17 protein-coding genes and 2 pseudogenes are annotated in these 21,917 nt (G+C 61.9%); 15 read left to right on the top strand and 4 right to left on the bottom strand.

The window, feature by feature from the left end; genetic code table 11:
• Positions 1-127: 127 nt before the first annotated feature.
• Positions 128-643 (bottom strand): annotated as a pseudogene (locus AC6CIA_RS07510) (methyl-accepting chemotaxis protein); the annotation flags it as partial.
• A gap of 342 nt (positions 644-985) precedes the next feature.
• Positions 986-1,993, bottom strand: a pseudogene (locus tag AC6CIA_RS07505) (methyl-accepting chemotaxis protein); the annotation flags it as partial.
• Between the two features lie 887 nt (positions 1,994-2,880).
• Here AC6CIA_RS07505 and AC6CIA_RS07500 point away from each other — a divergent pair.
• The 3 genes from AC6CIA_RS07500 (at position 2,881) to AC6CIA_RS07490 (ending at position 7,226) form a co-directional block, all read left to right on the top strand.
• Entirely contained in the window at positions 2,881-4,329 is a 1,449-nt protein-coding gene (locus tag AC6CIA_RS07500; protein WP_498311312.1) for an APC family permease, read from the top strand.
• An 83-nt stretch (positions 4,330-4,412) separates the two neighbouring features.
• Complete coding sequence (locus AC6CIA_RS07495; protein WP_498311311.1) at positions 4,413-5,834, top strand: aldehyde dehydrogenase family protein; 1,422 nt, start codon at positions 4,413-4,415, stop codon at positions 5,832-5,834.
• Positions 5,835-5,903: 69 nt separating this feature from the next.
• Positions 5,904-7,226 carry an alginate export family protein gene (locus AC6CIA_RS07490; protein ID WP_498311310.1) on the top strand — a complete coding sequence of 441 codons (1,323 nt, stop codon included), beginning with the start codon at positions 5,904-5,906 and terminating at the stop codon, positions 7,224-7,226.
• A gap of 26 nt (positions 7,227-7,252) precedes the next feature.
• Here the strand turns inward: AC6CIA_RS07490 and AC6CIA_RS07485 are convergent, their stop codons facing one another.
• Entirely contained in the window at positions 7,253-8,011 is a 759-nt protein-coding gene (locus AC6CIA_RS07485) for an IclR family transcriptional regulator (protein WP_498311309.1), read from the bottom strand.
• A 308-nt stretch (positions 8,012-8,319) separates the two neighbouring features.
• Between AC6CIA_RS07485 and AC6CIA_RS07480 the strand changes: the two genes are divergently transcribed.
• The 9 genes from AC6CIA_RS07480 (at position 8,320) to AC6CIA_RS07440 (ending at position 17,789) form a co-directional block, all read left to right on the top strand.
• A complete protein-coding gene (locus AC6CIA_RS07480; RefSeq protein WP_498311308.1) occupies positions 8,320-9,861 on the top strand; it encodes an acetolactate synthase large subunit in 1,542 nt (513 codons plus the stop codon).
• Positions 9,862-9,872: 11 nt separating this feature from the next.
• Positions 9,873-11,363, top strand: coding sequence for an aldehyde dehydrogenase family protein (locus AC6CIA_RS07475; protein ID WP_498311307.1), 1,491 nt, complete (start codon positions 9,873-9,875; stop codon positions 11,361-11,363).
• A gap of 26 nt (positions 11,364-11,389) precedes the next feature.
• The gene (locus AC6CIA_RS07470) at positions 11,390-12,184 is read left to right on the top strand and encodes an SDR family NAD(P)-dependent oxidoreductase (protein ID WP_339529891.1); all 795 of its coding nucleotides are present in this window, start codon (positions 11,390-11,392) and stop codon (positions 12,182-12,184) included.
• A gap of 12 nt (positions 12,185-12,196) precedes the next feature.
• Positions 12,197-13,237 carry a YCF48-related protein gene (locus AC6CIA_RS07465; RefSeq protein ID WP_339529892.1) on the top strand — a complete coding sequence of 347 codons (1,041 nt, stop codon included), beginning with the start codon at positions 12,197-12,199 and terminating at the stop codon, positions 13,235-13,237.
• Between the two features lie 11 nt (positions 13,238-13,248).
• A complete protein-coding gene (locus AC6CIA_RS07460; protein ID WP_339529894.1) occupies positions 13,249-13,707 on the top strand; it encodes a VOC family protein in 459 nt (152 codons plus the stop codon).
• A gap of 15 nt (positions 13,708-13,722) precedes the next feature.
• The gene (locus AC6CIA_RS07455) at positions 13,723-14,325 is read left to right on the top strand and encodes an amino acid synthesis family protein (RefSeq protein WP_498311306.1); all 603 of its coding nucleotides are present in this window, start codon (positions 13,723-13,725) and stop codon (positions 14,323-14,325) included.
• A 62-nt stretch (positions 14,326-14,387) separates the two neighbouring features.
• Positions 14,388-15,995 carry a bifunctional 3-(3-hydroxy-phenyl)propionate/3-hydroxycinnamic acid hydroxylase gene (locus tag AC6CIA_RS07450; RefSeq protein ID WP_498311305.1) on the top strand — a complete coding sequence of 536 codons (1,608 nt, stop codon included), beginning with the start codon at positions 14,388-14,390 and terminating at the stop codon, positions 15,993-15,995.
• Positions 15,992-16,798, top strand: coding sequence for a 2-keto-4-pentenoate hydratase (locus tag AC6CIA_RS07445; protein WP_498311304.1), 807 nt, complete (start codon positions 15,992-15,994; stop codon positions 16,796-16,798). Before AC6CIA_RS07450 ends, AC6CIA_RS07445 begins: the two co-directional genes overlap by 4 nt.
• Positions 16,799-16,847: 49 nt before the next feature.
• Positions 16,848-17,789 carry a helix-turn-helix domain-containing protein gene (locus AC6CIA_RS07440; protein WP_498311303.1) on the top strand — a complete coding sequence of 314 codons (942 nt, stop codon included), beginning with the start codon at positions 16,848-16,850 and terminating at the stop codon, positions 17,787-17,789.
• A gap of 84 nt (positions 17,790-17,873) precedes the next feature.
• Here AC6CIA_RS07440 and AC6CIA_RS07435 read toward each other — a convergent pair whose 3' ends face one another.
• Positions 17,874-18,701, bottom strand: a complete 828-nt coding sequence (locus AC6CIA_RS07435) for an AraC family transcriptional regulator (RefSeq protein WP_498311509.1) — start codon at positions 18,699-18,701, stop codon at positions 17,874-17,876.
• Positions 18,702-18,885: 184 nt separating this feature from the next.
• Between AC6CIA_RS07435 and AC6CIA_RS07430 the strand changes: the two genes are divergently transcribed.
• Genes AC6CIA_RS07430 through AC6CIA_RS07420 form a run of 3 tightly spaced genes read left to right on the top strand, consistent with a single transcriptional unit; the run spans position 18,886 to position 21,831 of the window.
• Complete coding sequence (locus AC6CIA_RS07430; RefSeq protein ID WP_498311302.1) at positions 18,886-20,025, top strand: ornithine cyclodeaminase family protein; 1,140 nt, start codon at positions 18,886-18,888, stop codon at positions 20,023-20,025.
• Between the two features lie 33 nt (positions 20,026-20,058).
• Positions 20,059-20,481 (top strand): RidA family protein, encoded by a 423-nt coding sequence (locus AC6CIA_RS07425; protein ID WP_498311300.1) that lies wholly within the window; start codon positions 20,059-20,061, stop codon positions 20,479-20,481.
• Between the two features lie 57 nt (positions 20,482-20,538).
• Positions 20,539-21,831 (top strand): NAD(P)/FAD-dependent oxidoreductase, encoded by a 1,293-nt coding sequence (locus tag AC6CIA_RS07420; protein ID WP_498311299.1) that lies wholly within the window; start codon positions 20,539-20,541, stop codon positions 21,829-21,831.
• Positions 21,832-21,917 lie beyond the last annotated feature (86 nt).

The following is a 21,917-nucleotide window of genomic DNA, read 5'->3' as shown; positions in this document are numbered from 1 at the left end:
CGGCAGTATGACCCTGCTCGGCCGCAATGCGCGTTTCAGCGCAGCTACCTGTGTGAGCTGATTACCGGCGCGATGGCGCAACTGACCGCGCGCCTGGCCTTGCAGTGAGGTCGATAGCCGCCGCCTTCTACGCGCGGAACTGGTCCATCAGTTGCATTTGATGATTGGCCCGTTCGTTGAGCTGACTGCTGATCTGCGCCGACTCGGCGGCCTGTTCGGTCAGTGTTTCGGTCACACCGCGGATGGTCGAGACGTTGCGATTGACCTCCTCGGCCACCGCGCTTTGCTCCTCTGCCGCACTGGCGATCTGCAGGTTCATGTCATTGATCACCGTCACCGCATCGCTGATTTTACCGAGCGCCTCCACGGCCTGATGGATTTGACTGGCGTTGCTCTGGGCCTGGGTCTGGCTCGAGTGCATGGTTGCCACCACGTCACGCGTACTTGTCTGGATACGCTCGATCACCAGGCGGATTTCCTCTACCGAATCCTGGGTTCGCTTGGCCAGATTGCGTACTTCGTCGGCAACCACCGCAAAACCTCGGCCGCTTTCCCCGGCCCGCGCTGCCTCGATCGCGGCGTTGAGGGCCAGCAGGTTGGTTTGTTCGGCAATGCTGCGGATCACTTCCAGCACCGAGCCGATCTGCTCGCTGTTGACCGCCAGGGCTTCGACTTCTGTTACGGCTTTGCTGACCTCACTGGCCAGGGCGTTGATGTCACGGGTGCTGCGTTCGATGATAGTAATCCCGTCCCGGGACGCTTGGTCGGCACCGCGGGCCGCCAGGGCCGCGCTTGACGCGCTATTGGCGACTTGGTGCGCGGTGGCGCTCATTTCGTTGGACGCGGTCGCCAATTGATCGATCTCGCGAAATTGCACTTGCATCCCTTCGCTGGTCTGGCGCGCGATGTGCGAAGACTGGTCGGCGGTGCCGCGCGCATCGCTAATGCTCTGCTTGATCTGCGCGATGGTGGGCTGCAGTTTGTCGAGGAAACGGTTGAACCAGTCGACCAGTTCGCCCAGTTCATCTTTCTTGCGGTAGTCCAGCCGTTGGGTCAGGTCACCGTCGCCGCTGGCAATCGCCTTGAGCATCTGCGCGACACTGTTGATGGGGCGTGTCACGCCAGAGGCGCTGAACCAGATGAGCAGCAGGCCCAGCAACCCCGCGCCTACGGCGACCAGCAGCGATTCCAGTGTGTCGCGTGTTTGCGTCTGGTCAAGCAAGGCCTGAAGCTTCATTGAGTCGGCCAGCAATACGCTCCTTGGCAGGTCGATGGCCACCCCCCACGCCGCCGCTTCCGGGATGGGCGCAACGGGGTAGACCGCGCGAATCAGTTCATCATGGGCCAGCACTACCGGCTTTTGTTGCTTCAATGCCGTGAGCACGGCCTGGCCCTCTTCCGCCAAAGGGACGCTGATAGGTTTACCGATCTGACTCGCATCCGTGCTGTAAGCGGCGAGTACACCACTGTCGGAAACAATCAACATGCGCCCTGAACCGTTGAACAGCGTACGCTGGGCATCGCTTGCGGCAGCTTGCAGGGCGCCGAGCGCGAGGTCCACGCCAAGGGTGCCGATGACCTTGCCATCGGCGATCAAGGGCATCGACAGCGTGGTCATCAGTTGAACTTGCCCGGCCTGGGTGTCGGCATAAGGGGCCATCAGGCAAGTGCGTCGCGTGTCTCGCGGGCAAGTGTACCAACTGTTGTAAGGCGTGCCGCTGATGCTCAGTTCGGTTTTCTGCAAATCGCCTTCGGGGATCAGAATATTCACCGATGGGCCCGCGCCCCGATTCCAGGCACTGGCAAAACGTCCGTTTTCATTGGAGGCGCGTGCGCTGTCGTTGGCGAACTCACGGTCTTTACCATCCAGCGCGTCAGGTTCGTAAACCAGCCAAAGCCCCAATACCTGCGGATTGCGGTCGAAGGTTGTCTTGAGCGCCCGGTTGAGTTCTTCACGCAACGTAGCGGCCGCCAACCCGTGCTGGGCGGCCATGTTGCGCAAGTTGGCGGCCTGGTCGGAAAAGGCGGTGATGATCAGCAGGCTGTCGCCGAAGGTTCTCTGCAGGTTTGTTGCCTGCTCCGCGGCCTTGGCCTGCAGCAGGGTTTCGCCGCTTTCAGTCAGCATCTCGCTGCTCGAGGTGCTGATCAACCGGTTGTTCTGGTTGCTCTGGTAGAGATTCATGCTGACGATCAGGCCGATCACGCCAAGCAGGCACAAACCGGACAAAAGGATGATTTTCAAACGGATGGAAAGGGCGTCGAGCATTTGGCTATCTCACAGGTAAACAGCGTGTTGGTCGATCATCGGTTGGTCTTGGCCACCGATTTCTTGTTGGGTATGTCGCTATATCGGCTTGTGTCAGGTTTTCATAACGAAAATTCGCGACGGCCTTACGGGTGTTGACTCCACTGAGTTGCGTGTCGGCAATTGGCTCAGTCAGATCAGCCGCAACGCCGCGGGTGCTGCTGCGCTCAACTTGATCAGCAACGAACCTAGCCCGTCCCGACGTCTTTGGGTATTACCCGCCCCGAGCAGCAAAGCCACCGGGCTGAATGCAGCTCCGGTCGGTAAACGTCAACCGCGCCAGGGCCAGCGGGGCGTGCACCATCGTTATTTATCGAGGGTCGGCATCCAAGCATAGAACCGGTGAGCCTAGCGTGCAGGACAGGCGAACCGAGCCGTTATCCCATATCGGCCAGGAATGCACGGATCTGACATGTTGGGGCGATGTTACCGATTTGGGATAGCGAGTTGTTCGTGGGCGGGCATAGCATCAAATACAGCGTGCAACCCTAAAAATAAAAGCGCGATCTGGTACCGATAGCGCCTTGATCGGACCCGACCCACAGCGACTGCCTCATACAATAAGGTCAAAAAACATGAGTGTATCTATCCCGGTCAACAGCTCCACGGAGCTCAAGCGTGGCGCCTTGGGTGTCGGCTTTATCATCTTCTTCGTGATTTCGGCGGCGAGCCCGCTCAGTGTCATCGCCGGTGGTTTCCCGATTGGCATCATGCTCGGCAACGGCGCCGGCACCCCGGCCTTGTTGGTGCTGGCCTTGCTGGTGCTGATAGCGTTTTCGGTCGGCTACACCACTATGGCCCGGCACATCACCAACGCCGGTGGTTTCTACGCCTTCACCTCGCGTGGCCTGGGCGGCCTGGCCGGGGGAGCAGCGGGGGTGTTGGCGATGTTTGCCTATAACATTCTTCAAGTTGGCCTCTATGGCATGTTCGGCGGCGTGGTCAGCGGCACCATGGAGAGCGTGTCGGGCTTGGTGTTGCCCTGGTGGTCCTACTCGCTGATGGCGATGTTCAGCATCGCGATCCTCGGCTACCGCAAGATCGATCTGTCCGCCCGAGTATTGTCGGTGGTGGTGATTGCCGAATACCTGGCGATCCTGACCCTGGATGTCGCCATTCTCAAGACCGGTGGCGACAGTGGCGTCAATCTCGACTCGTTCAGCAGCCAGCATGTCTTCAGCGGTACCCCGTCGATCGGGCTGCTGTTCTGCTTCGCGGCCTTTATCGGCTTTGAGGCCACCACGATCTACGGCGAAGAAGCGAAAAATCCGCAGCGCACTATCCCGATTGCCACCTACAGCTCGGTGCTGCTGATCGGTGGGTTCTACGCGCTGTCGGTGTGGTCGATGGTCGTGGGGGTCGGGGCGGATAAAATCGTGCCGATGCTGCAGTCGTTGCAGGACCCCACCACCTTTATCTACGGCATGTCCGATCACTTTGTCGGCCCGTATCTGACGCAGATTATCCGGGTGCTGTTCATGATCAGCATCTATGCCGGACTGCTGGCATTTCATAACGCCGCGGCACGCTACTTCTACGCCATCGGGCGTGACGGTCTGCTGCACAGCCTGTTGGGCACTACCCACCGTGTGCACCAAAGCCCGCACATGGGCTCGGCGCTGCAGAGCCTGATTGCCGCGGTCGTGGTGCTGATCTTCGCCGCCATGGACGCGGATCCGATCCTGCAGTTGTTCGCCTGGTTCTCCAACCTCGCCACCCTTTGCGTGATTTTGCTGATGGCAATGACTTCGGTCGCGGTGTGCGTGTATTTCCACCGGCATCCCGAGCTCAAGGTCGGCATCTGGCGGGGGCGCATACTGCCGGTTTTCTCCTGCCTGGCCTTGCTGATGGTGCTGGTGCTGGCGGTGGCGCATTTCGATGTACTCACCGGCGCTAGCCAGTCCTTGTCCTACGCCTTGTGCGCAGTCATTCCCGCCGCGCTGCTGGGCGGCGTTTTCCTTGCCGCGCGACTGCGCAAGGCTTCGCCACAGCGGTTTCTGGCGCTGGGTAGCCACAAGCTCTAAGGCATCCACCGATACCACCGCACTGCGAACTGTTTGCTTGCCGGTGTCCGGCAAGGCTCGTCAGCATTAAAGGAAGATTCCACATGCACCATTACAAGATGCTAATCAACGGGGCTCAGGTTGCCGGTGAAAACGGGCAGTTTGACGTGATCAATCCAGCCACCGGCGCCGCATTCGCGCAGTGCCCGGCCGGCTCGTTGAGCCAATTGGACGAAGCGGTAGCCGCCGCCCAGGCAGCCTTCAAGGAGTGGCGCAACACCTCGCATGTGCTGCGTTGCGAGCGTCTGCTGGCCATCGCCGAAGGGATCGAGCAGGACGCCAGTGAACTGGCCCGGTTGATCGTGCTGGAGCAAGGTAAACCGCTGGCACTGGCGTTTTCCGAAGTCATGGGCGCCGCCGCCTGGACCCGCTATGCCGCTGAACAACAAATCCCCGTTGAACTTGTGGAAGAAACCCCGACCCAGCGCATCGAACTGCACCGCAAGCCCCTGGGGGTAGTGGCCTCCATCACACCCTGGAACTGGCCCTTCATGATTGCTGTGTGGCACATCATGCCGGCGCTGCGTGCTGGCAACTGCGTGATCAGCAAGCCATCGAGCCTGACGCCGTTGAGTACCTTGCGCCTGGTGGAGATCATTGCACGTCACGTGCCCGACGGTGTGATCAATTGCGTGACCGGCGAACAGGGTTTTGGCAGCGCGATCACCTCGCACTCGGGGATCCAGAAGATTGTGTTCACCGGTTCCACCGCCACCGGCCAGAGCGTGATGCGCGGCGCCGCCAGCAACCTCAAGCGCCTGACCCTGGAACTGGGCGGCAACGACGCCGCGATTGTATTGCCCGATACGCCGGTGGAGGAGGTGGCCGAAGAGATTTTCCAGGCAGCCTTCCTCAACATGGGCCAGACCTGCGCTGCCCTCAAGCGTTTGTACATTCACGAATCCCAGTACCAAGCCTTTGCCGATGCACTGACGCTGATTGCCGAGCGCCAGGTGGTCGGTGATGGCCTGGAGCCTGGGGTCAACTTTGGCCCGGTGCAGAACCTCGATCAACTGCAACTGGTTGACGCCCTGGTCGTCGATGCACGGGCCCAGGGTGCACGGGTTTTATGCGGCGGCGCACGCCTGGACCGGCCTGGGTTCTTTTACCCGCCTACGTTGGTCGCGGATGTGAGCGATGGCCAGCGCCTGGTTGACGAGGAACAATTCGGCCCCGTATTGCCGTTGATCGCTTACAGCGATGTCGAGGATGTGCTGCGCCGCGCAAATGCCGGCGACATGGGCCTGGGTGGCTCGGTTTGGGGCCCGGACGTCGAGCAGGCCCAGGCTTTGGCCTGCCGCCTGGAAAGTGGCGTGGCCTGGGTCAACTGCCACGCCCGGATTCAACCGAACACGCCGTTCGGCGGCAGCAAGATGTCCGGCTTCGGCGTCGAGTTCGGCCTCGAAGGGCTGTTGGAGTTCACCGGCCAGCAGTTGCTGTTCGTCAATAAGCGCGCAGCCCAATAAGGCCCCGCTGCGGCCCTTTTGCCAATACCCAAGACAGCCTTTAAAGGCGCACCTCAAGGAGCTTCGATCATGCGGTATCCATCCCCTTCATTTCTCAGCGGCACCTTGGCGTGTACCCTGACGCTCTGCGCCATCAGCCAGGCTCAGGCCTATGAACTGTACAGCGATGAGAGCCGCCATCTCAACGCGGACATGACCGCCGTATTCGGTATGTTCAACAGCCGCAAGAACTATGACGCTACTTCGGGCGGTTCGACCTGGCGCGAAGGCTTTATCAAGTATGGCTTGAGCGGCGATCAGTCCCTTGCGGGCAACGGCACCGCCTACGGTGCATTCGCCCTGGTCAGCTCCGCCACCTGGGGCGACGGCGATCCGGCCGGCAATACCCTCGGTACCGAACGCACCACCAAAATCGAAGACGCCTACCTGGGGTGGCGCTCCGGCGACCTGTTCCCGGCATTGGGCCAGGACGGTGTGGATATTTCCGGTGGGCGCCAGGTGGTCAAGCTCGGCAGTGGCTTCCTGATCAACGACGACGGGCCGAACCTGGGCAAGGGCCCGGCCGATGGCGCGCTGAACCGGGGCGGTGCGTACTACCTGGCGGCGCGGCATGCTTTCGATCAAACCGCGCTCCTGCGCCTGGGTGGCCAGGATGGCCTGCATGGCAGCCTGGTGTGGCTCAAGTCCGACAACCGCGCCCAGGCTGAAACCGAAGTGGCCGCCGGTACCCTCGATTACACCACCACAGCCGGCACCCTCGGGTTGACCTGGGTGCATGGCATCGATGTGAACGAACACTGGGCCAGCGACTTTCAGCGCCAGCGCAAGGGCATGAATGTCTACAGCGTGCGCGGTGAAGGCGATGCGGGCCTGCCGAACGTCAGCCTGGCGTTCGAATATGCCTGGCAGGACAAGGACAGCGGGCCTGAGAAAGCCTGGTATGGCGAAGCCGGTTATACCTTCGCCGATGTCGCCTGGACGCCGAAAGTCACCTATCGCTATGCCCGCTACTCACAGCAGTGGGATTCGCTGTTCACCGGCTTGAGCACAGGCTACGGCACCTGGCTGCAAGGCGAAGTCGCCGGCAACTATGCCGGGCCGTTCAACAGCAACACCCGTATCCAGCATGTGGGCCTCAAAGCCATGCCGCTGGAAAACCTGACCCTGGGCGCGTTGTACTTCGACTTCGACACGGTGCGCAAAAGCCACGCGCTGAACCTCAGTGCGCGGGAACTGGACGTGTACGCCGAGTGGGCCGTCAACCCGCATCTGATCATCACGCCGCTGATCGGCCTCTACCAGCCGAAACGGGACTCCACCAGCGGCGGCAACCAGGCCGTCGGCAACGGCACCAACCTCTACAGCCAACTGACCATCGCCGTACCGTTCTGACCCACCACGGCCGTCGCGCCAGAACCTCAAGGCGTAACGGTGCCCGGCTGATTGCGCATGTTTTCGGCAATCCGCCGCGTGGTGTCCATCACCATTTCGATCACGGTTTCCTGGCGTAGCAGCTTGAAGCTCTGGGTACTGCCGACAGCGGACAAGCTGCCCACCACCTCGTCCATGTCCGGGGGGATGATAGGCGCCGCGATGCCGGTCAGGCCCAGGTTGAGTTCATCGTGGGTCAGGCAATAGCCATCCTTGCGAATCTTCTTCGTGGCCTTGGCGAAGCTCGCCCAGTCATAGGGGCTGTCCGGATCGCCGGCCATATGTTCTTCGAACAGGCGTTGCAGGCGCCGACCTTTCTGAAAGGCGATCAACACCTTGGATTGCGCGCCGCGAAAAAACGGCAACGGGTGCCCGCGCCCGAAGGAAAAGTGATAGGTATCGGTCGGTTCGGCGATGTAGGTGTTGATAATGCGTCCGTCGTAGAAAACGCTGGCGAACACCGCGAGGCCGGTCTGCGCCGACAGTTCGTGCATCAATTCGCGTCCGGCGAGAAGGATCGGGTCGTACTGGCGCATCATCCAGTCCAGCTCAATCACGCGTGGCCCCAGGCCGTAGCTGCCGGCATCCACGCGAGTCAGCAGCCCGGCGTCACACAGATCCTTGACGTAGCGATACGCCGTGGCGCGCGACAGGCCCATGCGCTCGGCGATGGTGTCCGGGTCGATCTTCAGCATCTGTGGACCGAACAGGTCCAGGACACCCAACAATTTGCTCAGACTGCTCATTTCGTTCCTAGAGAAGGGGGATGGCACGCGGGTAAGCACTATAAGCGAAAACGGCCCAGATCCAATGTGGACCTCAAGTGTGGGAGCGGGCTTGCTCGCGATGGCGGTGTGTCAGCCACTGAAAGGTTGACTGATCTACCGTCATCGCGAGCAAGCCCGCTCCCACAGGTCATCACTCTATCCCAATAAAGTCATTAATTATTCAAAAATATCAAAATAAGAGATTTATAGTAAATAAATACTTGTTTGATGTGATTTTGTGTGTGATAAATCTCACCAAAGAAAACGCTCAAGCGAGAGGGCTGGCAATGAATGGCGCGCAACTGATAGTGAATGCGGCAGCGGCAAGCGGTATCGAATACTGCTTCGCCAATCCGGGAACCACCGAGATTCCGCTGGTGGCGGCCATGGCCAGTGCACCTGCCCTCAAGCCGGTGCTGTCGTTGTTCGAAGGGGTGTGCACCGGTGCGGCGGACGGTTACGGCCGCATCGCCGGCAAGCCGGCGATGACCCTGACGCACCTGGGCCCGGGCTTTGCCAATGGCATTGCCAACCTGCACAACGCACGGCGCGCCAACACGCCCATCGTCAATGTGATTGGCGACCACGCGTCGTGGCACGTCAATTACGACCCGCCTTTGGCCAGCGACATCCAGGCCCTGGCCGGCACCGTTTCCGGCTGGGTCCGCACCTCGCGTACCGCGTCGGGGGTGGGTGACGACCTGCAGGAAGCCATGCGTTCTGCCTGGCAAGCCAAAGGCCAGATCGCCAGCCTGATTTTGCCCATGGACCTGCAAGCCAATGCGGTGACCCACAACGGCCAGTTCAGCCCGTTGCGCGCACCGGTTCGGCGCTTTGCCGGCGACCGTATCGAAGCCGTGGCCCAGGCGCTACGCGATGGGCAGCGCCTGGTGTTCATCGTCGGTGACCAAGGTTTGTCGGTGGCCGGCCTGGAGGCCGCGGGACGCCTGGCGCAGCTACCCGGCGTGCGTCTGTTTGCCGAGACTTTCCCGCGCCTCAGCTACCGGGGTGGCGGCTTGCCCGACCTGGATCGCCTGCCGTATTTCCCGGAAGTGGCCATCGAGATCCTCGAGCAGTACGACAAGGTCGTGTGTGCCGGTGTCACGGAGCCCATCAGTTATTTCGGTTACGAAGGTATCCCGTCACGGCTGGCCGAGCGTGAGCGCCTGCTGTCGCTGGCCGAAGTGGGCGACGACGTGGCCGGGGCGCTGAACGCGCTGGCCGATGCGCTGAATGCGCCCGCCTATGTACCGACGCCGCAGGACATCCAGTTGCCCCCTGGCGAGGCCGCACTGAGCCCGCAGTCGGTGGGGCAAGTGTTGGCCGCCGCGCTGCCGGACGACTGCATTGTCTCGGTGGAAGGCGGTACCTGCGGCTATCCGTTTTTCACCGCTTCTGCTCGTGCCGCGCGGCACCGTGTATTGACCAATACCGGCGGCGCCATCGGCCAGGGCATTCCGGTGGGGTTCGGCGCGGCCCTGGCCGAACGTGGCAACCGGGTGTTCTGCCTGCAATCCGACGGCAGCGCCCAATACACCATCCAGACGCTGTGGAGCATCGCCCGCGAGCAATTGCCGGTGGTGATCCTGATTGCCGCCAACCACCGCTACGCGATTCTGCAAAACGAATTGCGCCGTTTCGGCATGACCGAACTCGACCCGCAGGCTCTCAAGTTGACCGTGCTCGACCGTCCGCGCATCGACTGGAAGGCCCTGGCCAAGGGGTATGGCGTGCCGTCCTGCACCGTACACACCAATGCCGAACTGCAACGGGCGTTGGCCAATGCCGCCGCCGACGCGGGGCCTTGCCTGATCGAAATGGCACTGTGAAGGAGTCGATGATGAATCAGTTTGACGTGTTGCCCGCAGTCCAGGCGTTCCTGTCTCAACCCGGCCGCCTGTTCATCGGCGGTACCTGGCAGGACGCCGCCAGCGGCCGCGGCTTTGCGGTGGAAAACCCCGCCACGGAAGAGACGCTCACGGAAGTCGCGCGCAGCGACGAGCGCGATGTAGACGCGGCCGTCGCGGCCGCCCGCACGGCCTTTACCGGAGCCTGGGCCTTGCAGTCGCCGGCCCAGCGCGGCCTGTTGCTGTTTCGCCTGGCCGACCTCTTGGACCAGCACCGCGAAGAGCTGGCGCAACTGATTACCCTGGAAAACGGCAAGCCCATCGCCACCGCCCGTGGCGAAGCGGCCAGCGCGGCGACGATCATTCGCTACTTCGCCGGCTGGCCGACCAAGATCGAAGGCAGCACACTGCCCGTATCGCCGGCCAGTGGCGCGCCGATGCTCAACTACACCCTGCGCGAGCCGGTGGGCGTCTGCGCACTGATCGTGCCGTGGAACTTCCCATTGAACATGTGCGTGTGGAAGCTCGGCCCGGCACTGGCGACCGGTTGTGTGGCGGTGCTCAAGCCTGCCGAACAGACACCGCTGGTGGCGATCCGTCTGGTGCAACTGATCGAGGCCGCGGGCTTTCCGGCGGGCGTGGTCAACCTGATCACCGGCCTGGGCGCTGAAACCGGCGCGCCGCTGGCGCAGCATCCGCACGTCGACAAGATCGCCTTCACCGGCTCGACCCAGGTCGGGCGGCTGATCGCCCAGGCAGCCACGCGCAATATGAAGAAGGTCTCGCTGGAGCTGGGCGGCAAGTCGCCGAACATCATCCTGCCCGACGCCGACATCGTGCGCGCCGCCAAGGGCGCCGCGGATGGCATTTTCTACAACCAGGGCCAGGTGTGCACCGCGGCCTCGCGTCTGTATGTGCACACCAGTGTGCTCGACCAGGTACTCGAAGAACTGCAACGCCATGCCGCCGCCCATGTCCTCGGCAACGGCCTGGACCCGGCCAGCAGCATGGGCCCGCTGGTGTCCGGGCGTCAGTTGAGCACGGTCAAGGGCTACCTGCAGCGGGGCCAGGAGGAGGGCGCCGAGCTGGTGTGCGGCGGCGGCCGCCCCGAGCACCTGGAGCGCGGTCACTTCATTCAGCCCAGCGTATTCCTGGACCGCGCCGAGCGTGCCTGCGTGGCTCGCGAAGAGATCTTCGGCCCGGTACTGACCGTGATGAGTTGGACCGAAGTCGATGACCTGGTGCTGCGCGCCAACGATTCGCCGTATGGCCTCGCCGCCGGCTTGTGGACCCGTGACCTGCGCTCGGCACACCGCCTGGCCGCGCAGCTCAAGGCCGGCTCGGTGTGGATCAACTGTTGGAATGTCGTCGACGCGGCCTCGCCGTTCGGCGGCTACAAGCAATCCGGCTGGGGCCGGGAAATGGGCAAGAACGTTATCGATGCCTACACCGAGACCAAAAGTGTGTTTGTCGATCTCGGCTGAACCGAACAATCACAAGAGGAACTGCTATGGATCTGGAATTGAAAGGCCGCGTGGCAATCGTCACCGGTGGTGGCATGGGCATCGGCAAGGAAGTTGCGCGTTTTCTGTCCCAGGAAGGCTGCAAGGTGGTGATCTGTGCACGGCGTATGGAATTCCTGCAGCAAGCCGCGCAAGAGATCAGCGAGCAGACCGGCAACGAAGTGCTGCCACTGTTCTGTGACACCAACGAGATGTCGGCCGTGTCGGAAATGGTCGCCGCCGCACACACACACTTTGGCCGCATCGACATCCTGGTCAATGGTGCTGCGGCGCCGTCCGGCGTGGTGCGCAATGACATCGAACATGCCGGCGACGACGAACTGCTGTCGGACCTCAACACCAAGGTGATCGGCTACTTCCGTTGCGCCAAGGCCGTAACCCCGCACATGAAGGCCGCTGGCTTCGGGCGCATCATCAATATCGGCGGCCTCACCGGACGCAGCAGCAAAGTGTTGTCGGGCATGCGCAACCTGGCCATTGCACACATGACCAAGACCCTGTCCGACCAGTTGGGCGCGTTCGGCATCACGGTCAACCTGATCCACCCTGGCGTGGTGGATACCCCGCACATCCGCGAGCTGTACGAGCGCGAAGGGATCAAGCAGGGCAAGACCCCGGAACAGGTCGAGCAGGCCTACATCGACGCCACCCCGATTCGTCGGACCCTGGCGCCGATTGAAATGGGCTGGCTGATCGGCTTCCTGGCGTCCCCCAAGGCCGGCGCGGTCACCGGTGAATCCATCGGCATCGACGGCGGCCTGACCCGTGGCATCTTCATCTGAGGAGCAACTGCGATGAGTAACGGAACCCTTTTAGTCGCCACCGTCGGCCAGGCGGTGATTCGCAGCGCCGACGATGGCAAGACCTGGCATCGTCTGGGCCTGGGGCAAGACCTGGAGTTCGACGCGATCACCCGCTCGTTGAGCGTGCACCCCGGCACGCCGGAAGTGATCTACGCCGGCACTGACATCGGCTTGTGCGTCAGCCATGACACGGGCGGGCGCTGGCAGCAGGTCGACTCCCCGTTCAACGGCGAGACGGTGTGGAAGGTAGCGGTGGACCCGCAGGATGCCCAGCGGATTTTCGTCGGCACCGGTGCGCCTTCGCGCGCCGTGCTGTGGCGTACCCTGGACGGTGGCGTGAGCTGGGATCGCGCGCCGGTGCAGATACCGGAGTTCTGTGACGGCGTCAGTCGCCCACGCTTGCTGGCCTTCGCCTACGACCCTACCGACCGCAACCAGGTGTGGTTCGGCCTGGAAGAAGGTGGGTTATTCCACTCCCGTGACGGTGGTGACAGTTGGACTCGAGTCGATGACCGCCTGCTGTGGGACTTTAACTCGGACATCCACAACATCCTGGTACTGCCCAACCATGGCGAGAAAGTCATCGTGGTGGTGTGCGTCAACGCGGTCTACCGCAGCCTGGACGAAGGCCTGACCTGGACCGGGATTATCGGCCGGGAAGCTTTTGGCCTGTACTACATCCGCGCCATGAACGCGCCGCTAGGCACACAGGACACGCTGTACCTGAGCATTTCCGACGGCACGCCTGGCACTACCAGCAAGATCCTTGTTTCCCGTGATGCCGCCATCAGTTGGGAAGTGTTGCCGCTGCCGCAACAACCCAATTCCTGCGTGTGGGCCATCGCGGTCAACCCGGTCGAGCCTCGCCAGATCGTTGCAGGCACCAAGTACGGCCACCTTTTCACCTCCGAGAACGGCGGTGATGGCTGGCAGAAGCAATGGCGGGAGTTCAGTGAGATCGCTGATGTGCTCTGGACCCCCGCAGTGGCACAGATCAAGGCAGGGCATCAATCCATCGTCAAAAAGAGCTGAGGTATCGCGCGATGAAAGTCGAAATCCTTCGCACTCACTTGTCGCTATGGGTGAGTGATCCTGATGTGTCGGCGCGCTGGTATGCCGACATCCTGGGCATGCACGAAAGCGCCCGCGGCGAGAGCTGGGTGATGATGGCGTTTGGCACCAAACATCATGACATTGCGTTGATTCGTGCAGAGCCCGGCGCCCACCAGGGCGGGCTGGGGTTGCAGCACTACGGATTGGAAATCGCCGGAGACATGACCACCTTGCGCCAGCTCTACGGCATGTTGCTGAAGAAGGGCGTCGAGGTGGTGAAAATCACCGATCACGAAATCGGCAACGGCCTGTATTTCAACGACCCGGATTGCAACCGCATGGAATTCTTTCTCGAGACCGAGCACGACGATGCGCGCGGCAAGGCGCGCTTCAAGGCTGCCGGCGCGCCGAGCCGCAACTTCACGCTCGACCCACTTGACCCCATTTGAGCAGAGGAACACCTGATGAAAAGCGCAAACTTCGCCACCTATCACATCCGCAAATGGTACAGCTTCGTCGAAGAAACCCTGGCCAACGAAAGTGGCCAACTGGCCGATGGCGAGCCGTTGTTCAAATATGCCGTGGCTGCCGTGATCGCCAACCCCTATGCGGGGCGCTACAGCGAGGACCTCGCGCAATTGATCGAGCCGTCGCCGCTGTTGGGCGAAGAGTTCGGCCGGCGCATCAAGGCATTGGCCGGTTCCCGTGAGATCGTCAGTTATGGCAAGGCTATCCTGGTGGGCAGCGAGGGCGAGTACGAGCACGGCAACGCGTTCCTGACCAACCCGGCCGCCGACCCGGTCCGCGTCGCCCTGGGCGGTGGCAAATCGTGGGTGCCGTCCACCGGCAAGCGCGGTGGCCCCGGGTCGACCATCGACGTGCCCCTGGCTCATAAGGACGCGCTGTACGTGCGTTCGCATTACGATAGTTTTTCCCTGATGTTCGGTGACGGCCCCTCGGCGGATGAGGTGGTGGTGATTTGGGCATTCGCCACCCGCGGTCGTCTGCATGCGCGGCTGGGCGGCCTGCGGGCCGAGGATGTAGAAGGCATTGACGGGCTGCACTGATAAAAAGGCGCAGGCTTGCGCGGTGCTGTATCAAAATCACAACAAGAAAGCGGTGAATAGCGATGAAGCAGGAGAAGACCCAGGTTGTCATCGTGGGCGGTGGCCCCAACGGCATCACGGCCGCGCACTATATGGGAATGTACGGTATCGACTGCGTCGTCCTTGAACTGGCCGACGGCATACTGCCTTATCCCCGTGCGGTGGGCATGGACGATGAGGCCTTGCGTGTGTTGCAGGGCATCGGCATCGCCGAACTGGCGGTACGCGACATGATTTGCGATGTGCCGCTGCGTTATTACAATGCGCGCGGCGTGTGTTTCGCCGAGGTCAAGCCGAGTGCCGCGCATTACGGCTGGCCGATGCGCAATATTTTCATGCAGCAACTGCTCGAAGGCACCTTGCGCGAGCACCTTGGGCAGCACGCCAGCGTCGAGTTGCGCCAAGGCCATGAACTGCTCGAACTTGCGCAGGACGGGCAGGGCGTGACCTTGCAGGTGCGCGATGCCGGCGGCGAGATCTACCAGCTCCAGGCCGACTACGTGGTCGGCGCCGACGGCGGGCGTTCCACGGTGCGCAAAAAACTCGGTATCGAACTGCTGGGGCTGACCCATCCACGCAAATGGGTGGTGGTCGATACGGCCAACGACACCCTGGACGCGCCCTATACCGCCCTGCATGCCGATCCGCAGCGACCCTTCGTGTGCATCTACCTGCCTTACCAGCAACGGCGCTGGGAATTCATGCTGATGGAGGGCGAAGACGAAGCGAAAATGTGCGAAGAGGCGACTATTCGCACGCTGATCCACGGTCATATCGGCGACGCCGTCGACCAGCTCAACGTTATCCGCATTCGCGCCTATACCCACCATTCTCGGGTCGCGGCGCGGTTTGTCGAAGGGCGTGTGGCGCTGGTGGGCGATGCCGCGCACATTTCCCCTCCCTGGGCTGGGCAAGGCCTCAATTCGGGCCTGCGCGACGTGGCCAACGTGGCCTGGAAACTCGCCGCGATCATTCAGGGCCGCGCGGCGCCGTCGATCCTGGCCAGTTACGACCAGGAACGCCGTGGCCACGCCACCGAACTGGTGGCCCTGGCCGACAACATGGGCGCGGTCCTCGGCTTGACCAACCCGCTGATGGCCGGCGTGCGCGACTGGCTGTTCCAGGCGGTCAACAGCGTCGACAACCTGCGCTCGCATTTGCTGGAGTTCAAGTTCAAACCCAAGGCCACCATCACCAAGGGGCTGGTCTATCACGAGCGGGCCGAGTTGCGTGAAGATGATCTGGTCGGGCAACTGTTCATCCAGCCGAATATCGAAGACGCCCAGGGCCAGCGTCGACGCCTGGACGAAGTCCTCGGCAATGGCTATGCCGTGCTGGGTTATCGGGTGAATCCGCGCGAGCAGCTCAGCGCACCCATGGCTGAATACTGGGCACGCTGGGGCACGCGTTTCATCCAGGTCAATCGTTCGCGCAGCGGCGTGGGGCGCAACCAGCCGTTGACGGCCACCGACGCAGTGAGCGTGGAGGACGTGGATAACCGCCTGGGCGAATGGTTCTCCAGGGTGCGTGACTGCATCGTCGTGGTGCGTCCAGACCGGTTTGTCGCCGCGATTACCACCCCCGAACGGCTGGATGGGGTACTGCGCAAGCTGGCGGAGCAACTTTCATGAGCGGCGCCAACGCGCTGCTCGGCCAACTGTACGAAGCCGAGCGCACCGCTCAGCCCATCGCACCGTTGCCGATCGACGCGCTGGACCGGCTGGAAGGCTACACGCTACTGCTTCAGGGGTTGGCACGGCGCCAGGCAGGCGGCGAGCGGTTGAGCGGTTGGAAGGTCGCCTTTGCAGGCCGCGCGGCGCAAGCACGCTTTGGCCTCGACGAACCGGTGTATGGCGGCCTTACGGCTGCCATGGAGGTCGAGCCGGGCGGTACGGTGTCGTTCGAGCGGCTGATCCAGCCCAAGCTCGAGGTCGAACTGGCGCTCGTCTTCGGGCGCACGCTGGTGCCGGGCGACTACCGTGACGAGGATATTCTGGCGGCCATCGCCGAGGTGGCGCCAGCGTTCGAGATTGCCGACTGCCGCTGGCAAGGCTGGCGTTTCGGGCTGGGTGCGTTCCTGGCCGATAACGCCGCCGCGGGGCTTTACTGCGTCGGGCCGCGCGTGCCGTTCGAGCGTGCTCGGCATGCCTGCGTGAGCTATCGCCTGGAGCATGCGGGCGTGTCTCTCGGCAGCGGCGATACCCAGGACCGTGAAGACAGTCCCCTGTTCAACCTGTGCTGGCTGGTGCGGCGCTTGCTGGCCGATGGTCATCGCGTGGAAGCCGGGCAGGTGGTGCTCTCTGGCGCGCTATTGGCCCCGATGGACATTCAGCCGGGAACTTATCGTCTGCACATGCTTGGCACGGAACTGGCTTTGGTTTTCCAGGCGGGCATTGCACCGGTGCAAACGCCGACTGACGTCACGGATGACTGATCCCCCTTCAGGCCAACGACAATAACCCGGCCGCCGAGGAACGACGAATATGCTCGCAGAAGTCCGAACCTTCAATGACTCTCAACAGCACGCCGGCTCGATCCAGGGCTGGCAACAGGTCTATGACCAGCTCGGTCGCGGCTGCCTGACCAGTGAGCTGCGGCAGCTGTCCGGTGAGCGTTTTCAGATCTTCCAGGAAGTGTTGGACAAGCGGGTGGTGCAGCATGGCCGCTCGCCCCAGGGCCGCTTGTGCGCGGCCATGTCATTGGGCAGCCCGCCGGTGGTCCAGGGGCAGCAGGTGGGTGCGCAAAGCGTGGTGCTGCTGCGGGACTCCGAAGAGTTCGTTCTGCATGCACCGGAAGGCACGCATTTTTTCGCATTCAACGTCGATGCCGTGCGTTTCGCCAAACTGGCGGCCTTCGAGTTATCCAATGATCAACTCAAGCGCATGAGCAGCGTGCCTGCGCTTAGCGTGGATGAAGCGTTACTGTTGCGCATTCGCCAGCGCATCCACCTGCTGTTTCGTCACTTTCTGGAACATGCGGACGCAATCAACCCCGCGTCGGAAAAAATGCTGGAAGACGAGTTGCTCGGCGCATTCCTCGATCTGTTCAGTCACGCCAGCGATGAAGTACGTTGCCGGCGTGGCAATTTCGCCGTCAGCGCGTATCTGGTCAGACGCAGCCAGGAATTGATCATTGCCAGTGGCGATACCCCGTTGAGCATTCTGGACCTCTGCGAGCAGTTGCGCGTCAGTCGCAGGACCCTGCAGAACAGCTTTCAGGCAGTGACCGGCATGCGCCCGGTTGAGTACTTGCGCAACTTGCGCCTCAATGCGGTCAGGCGACGCCTGATCGCAACCTCCACGAGCGAGAAAAACGTCGGTGAGATCGCCGTGGCCATGGGTTTTTTTCACCTGAGCCATTTTGCGACGCATTACCGAGAGCTGTTTGGCGAATCGCCGTCCGAAACGCGCAGGGCCGCGCGCTGAATCACGCCAGGCCTGGCTCCGCACGCTTGCCGATGTCCTTTTCCAACCGATAATTGATTTTTCCGACGTGCAGGGAGCCGCGACTCAGGCGAAGCAGATGCGCTCGGAATAGGCGTTCTGCAGCATTTTGCGCTGGTAATCGCAGGGCGTTGTACTCACCAGCTTCTTGAAGTCGCGCAGGAAGTGCGACTGATCGGAAAAACCCAGGTCCAGGGCCAGTTCCGAGAACGACACATCGTGCTGGGTATTCAGGGTTTCGAGGGCCGCCTGGCAGCGGATGATCCGGCAAAAGGTCTTGGGCGACAGGCCGGTGTCCTGGCTGAACTGGCGATGAATGGTGCGGCTGGTGTAGCCACTGAGGTCTTCAAGTTGCTGGATGCGCAGGTCGCCGCGATGGGCAAGCGCCTGTTGAATGACCATGCTCGTCAACTTTGAGGTCCTGCCCATCAGGCGCGGGCTCAGATAGTCGTTGAACAGCTTCATCTGCTCCTGCAACTGCGGGGCCTGGACGATGCTCTCGAAAATGCGCTGGGCAAACGCAGAGACCTCCAGCAGGTCCCATTCCTGTTCGGTCAGGTCCTCGGCCAATACGGTGATGAAGCCCGGAATCACCCCCGGCGAGAAGCGCACGCCGAAGTAATGATGACCCTGGAGCAGCTCGACCCGTTGTGCCTCCAGCGGGGTGCCACAAATTCTCACGCCGGGGCGCGTGGCATCACAGTCGAACACGATGTCCACGCAGCCGTCCGGCACTGCCAGCAGGTCGGCCGAGTGCGCGACATCGAAGGCATAGAAATGCGAAATCGCCGGGTGTGCGGAAGGCATTACCGAATACCGCGACGAGTTGAGTACGAACCAGGGTTGTTCGTACGCGGTGTGGTGCCGCAGCGTCGGCGCGCACAGGTTGACCATGACCGGACCTTCGAGTGGATATATACGGGAATATTCACGCATTTTTCGCGCCAACTCTTACGTGCGGGCCAAACCTGGATGTCCGAAATTTACAATACCGCCGAAAACCGCGCCCTGATACTCGACCTCGATAGCGTGGGAGCAGCGGCTACCGCAGCGATATCCCTTTCAGTCGAGAATAATAATGTCCACTACTACAAAAATAGACTTCATCTACTTGTCCGAGCAGGACATGATCCGTGCTGGCGTAACCGACATGCTCGCCTGTGTGAATACCATGGAAGAGATGTTCGGCCTGCTGTATAGCGGCGACTACCGCATGGCCGGCCCGAACAATGATTCACACGGCGCGATGTTGATGTTCCCGAAGGATTCGCCGTTCCCGAACATGCCCAAGCCGACCGCTGACCGCCGCATGATGGCGATGCCGGCCTATCTGGGCGGCAGCTTCTGCACGGCGGGCGTCAAATGGTACGGCTCCAATATCGCCAACCGCGACAAAGGCCTGCCACGCTCGATCCTGATGTTCACCCTCAATGACCCTGACACCGGTGCCCCATTGGCACACATGTCCGCCAACCTGTTGTCGGCGTATCGCACCGGTGCGATCCCCGGCGTTGGCGCGCGCCACCTGGCTCGCAAAGACTCCAAAGTGGTCGGCCTGCTCGGTCCGGGCGTGATGGGCAAGACCACGCTCGCCGCTTTCATCGCCGTTTGCCCGCACATCGACACGTTGAAGATCAAGGGCCGTGGCGAGAAAAGCCTGAATGATTTTCTTGGCTGGGTGAAGGAAACCTACCCGCAGGTGACCACGATTAAAGTGGTCGACAGTCTCGAAGAGGTGGTCCGTGATTCCGACCTTGTTACTTATTGTAGCTCCGGTGAGGTGGGCGATCCCTCAAACTACCCAATTGTGAAGCGCGAATGGGTCAAGCCGGGTTGCTTCATGGCGATGCCGGCATCCTGCTCGCTGGACGAGGGGATGGAACGCGTCGAGGTGCGCAAGGTGCTGGACAACACCGGCCTTTACGAAGCCTGGTTCGACGAATTGCCCAAGCCTGCGCACCACTGCGTGCCGGTGATTGGGGTGCGGTTCATGGACATGATCGCCGAAGGCAAGATGCAGGCCGATGAGCTCGAAGATATCGGCAAGATCGTCGCCGGCGATGCCCAGGGCCGTCGCAACGATGAAGAAATCATCATCATGTCGGTGGGCGGCATGCCGGTCGAAGACGTGGCGTGGGGCACGGTGGTGTATCGCAATGCCATCGAAAAAGGCATCGGCGTCACATTGAACCTGTGGGAAACCCCGGTGCTGCGCTGAGCCATTCCTTACCCAACTGACGAGACCTTCGACATGACAAAAATCATCAAGCTCAAGACCGGTTCGCCGTTTGAAGACCAGGCCAGCTATTCGCGCCTGGTGGTCGTGGACAATTGGATCTATGTGTCCAACACCGCTGGCCGCAATCCGCAAACCAAACTGATCCCCGAAGACATACTGGAGCAGACGCACCAGGTGTTCGCCAACATCGAAACCGCCCTGGCTGCCGTCGATGCGAGCCTGGCCGATGTGGTGTGCTCGCGGGTGTTCATCCAGGACCCCAAGGATGTGCCGGCGGTGATGGCCCTGATCGGCGAGAAGTTTCGCGGCGTTGACCCGGCCAGCACGGTGACGTGCCCGCCATTGGGTTCGACGGTCTACAAGGTCGAACTGGAAGTGACGGCTTATCGCAACGCCTCCAAGGCGCAGGTCGAAGTCATTCGCCTGTCGCAGTAACCCGTTCGCGGCCGTGCGTATGCGCGGCCAACCTCAATTGCTTACCGAGTCTTGATCATGGCCCCGACTATTGCGCCCGTGAATACGTCTACCGAGTTTCCCAGCGCGACCTCCGTCGTCATCATCGGCGGCGGGATTATTGGCTTGACCGCTGCGTTGACACTGGCCGAACGCAATATCCCGGTGGTGGTGCTGGAAAAGGGCCGTATCGCCGGCGAGCAGTCCTCGCGCAACCTGGGCTGGGTACGCAAGACCAGCCGTCACGCGCACGATATTCCGCTGGCCCTGGCCGCGGACCGCTTGTGGGCACAAATGCCTGAGCGGGTGGGCGCGGATGTGGGCTACCGGCAAGAGGGCATCATGTTCGTCGCCCGCAACGAAGCGCAGATGGCGATGCATGAAGGCTGGCTCAAATCGGTCGAGCCTCTGTCCCTTGATTCGCGATTACTGAGCAAGCGCGAGATCGCGGAGCTTGTGCCGGGGGGCGAGGGCGACTGGGCCGGCGGGATCTACACGCCGTCCGACGCGCGTGCGGAACCGACGCTGGCCAGCAGTGCGATTGCCAAGGCCGCCATGGCCCTGGGTGTCGTGATCATCGAGCAGTGTGCGGTGCGCACGCTGCAGATGTCCGCCGGCAAGGTCAGTGGCGTGGTCACTGAGAACGGCGAGATTCGCTGCGACCAGGTATTGCTGGCAGGTGGGATGTGGTCGCGGCGCTTTCTGGGCAACCTCGGTGTGTCGTTGCCGACGTTGGCCTTGACCTGCTCGGTGCTGCGTACGCATCCGATGCAAGGCCCCACTGAAATTGCCGTGGGCGCGCCGGATTTTTCGTTTCGCAAACACCAGGACGGCGGCTTCATCGTGACCCAGCGCGGCAAACTGGACGCCTTCCTGACCCTCGACCATTTGTTGCTTGCCAAGCAATACATGCCGCAATTCCGTGCGCAGCGCAGCGTGTTGAACGTGTCGCTGGGCAAGTATTTTTTCAACGACCTGGCGTTGTCCCGGCGCTGGTCGGCTGACAGCGTCAGCCCGTTCGAGCGCGTGCGCGTGCAGGACCCGGCCGCCAACCCGCGACTCAATAACGATGCGATGAACAACCTCAAGGCAGCCTGGCCGGTATTCGAGCAGGCCCGGATCGCCCAGGCCTGGGCAGGCACCATCGATGTGACCCCGGATTCGAACCCGGTAATAGGGCCGGTCGCGCAAATCCCCGGCCTGACCGTGGCCACCGGTTTTTCCGGACACGGCTTCGGTACTTCGCCGGCGGCTGGTCACCTGGCGGCCGATATCGTCAGCGGGCAAATGCCGATCATCGATCCCAGCCCTTATCGCTTCGATCGTTTCTAAATCGAGCCTGGCCTTTGCCACTGTAGGAGCGAGCTTGCTCGCGAAGAGCCCGAGGGCGAGCCGAAATACGCGTCATCGTTGACGTC

This window comes from Pseudomonas sp. GQ91, from assembly GCF_059758795.1.
This window is presented reverse-complemented; position numbering and strand designations above follow the sequence as displayed.

Coding starts and splice junctions, on each gene's coding strand:
- AC6CIA_RS07500 (WP_498311312.1), top strand. CDS start 2,881: ATGAGTGTATCTATCCCGGTCAACAGCTCCACGGAGCTCAAGCGTGGC.
- AC6CIA_RS07495 (WP_498311311.1), top strand. CDS start 4,413: ATGCACCATTACAAGATGCTAATCAACGGGGCTCAGGTTGCCGGTGAA.
- AC6CIA_RS07490 (WP_498311310.1), top strand. CDS start 5,904: ATGCGGTATCCATCCCCTTCATTTCTCAGCGGCACCTTGGCGTGTACC.
- AC6CIA_RS07485 (WP_498311309.1), bottom strand. CDS start 8,011: ATGAGCAGTCTGAGCAAATTGTTGGGTGTCCTGGACCTGTTCGGTCCA.
- AC6CIA_RS07480 (WP_498311308.1), top strand. CDS start 8,320: ATGAATGGCGCGCAACTGATAGTGAATGCGGCAGCGGCAAGCGGTATC.
- AC6CIA_RS07475 (WP_498311307.1), top strand. CDS start 9,873: ATGAATCAGTTTGACGTGTTGCCCGCAGTCCAGGCGTTCCTGTCTCAA.
- AC6CIA_RS07470 (WP_339529891.1), top strand. CDS start 11,390: ATGGATCTGGAATTGAAAGGCCGCGTGGCAATCGTCACCGGTGGTGGC.
- AC6CIA_RS07465 (WP_339529892.1), top strand. CDS start 12,197: ATGAGTAACGGAACCCTTTTAGTCGCCACCGTCGGCCAGGCGGTGATT.
- AC6CIA_RS07460 (WP_339529894.1), top strand. CDS start 13,249: ATGAAAGTCGAAATCCTTCGCACTCACTTGTCGCTATGGGTGAGTGAT.
- AC6CIA_RS07455 (WP_498311306.1), top strand. CDS start 13,723: ATGAAAAGCGCAAACTTCGCCACCTATCACATCCGCAAATGGTACAGC.
- AC6CIA_RS07450 (WP_498311305.1), top strand. CDS start 14,388: ATGAAGCAGGAGAAGACCCAGGTTGTCATCGTGGGCGGTGGCCCCAAC.
- AC6CIA_RS07445 (WP_498311304.1), top strand. CDS start 15,992: ATGAGCGGCGCCAACGCGCTGCTCGGCCAACTGTACGAAGCCGAGCGC.
- AC6CIA_RS07440 (WP_498311303.1), top strand. CDS start 16,848: ATGCTCGCAGAAGTCCGAACCTTCAATGACTCTCAACAGCACGCCGGC.
- AC6CIA_RS07435 (WP_498311509.1), bottom strand. CDS start 18,701: ATGGTCAACCTGTGCGCGCCGACGCTGCGGCACCACACCGCGTACGAA.
- AC6CIA_RS07430 (WP_498311302.1), top strand. CDS start 18,886: ATGTCCACTACTACAAAAATAGACTTCATCTACTTGTCCGAGCAGGAC.
- AC6CIA_RS07425 (WP_498311300.1), top strand. CDS start 20,059: ATGACAAAAATCATCAAGCTCAAGACCGGTTCGCCGTTTGAAGACCAG.
- AC6CIA_RS07420 (WP_498311299.1), top strand. CDS start 20,539: ATGGCCCCGACTATTGCGCCCGTGAATACGTCTACCGAGTTTCCCAGC.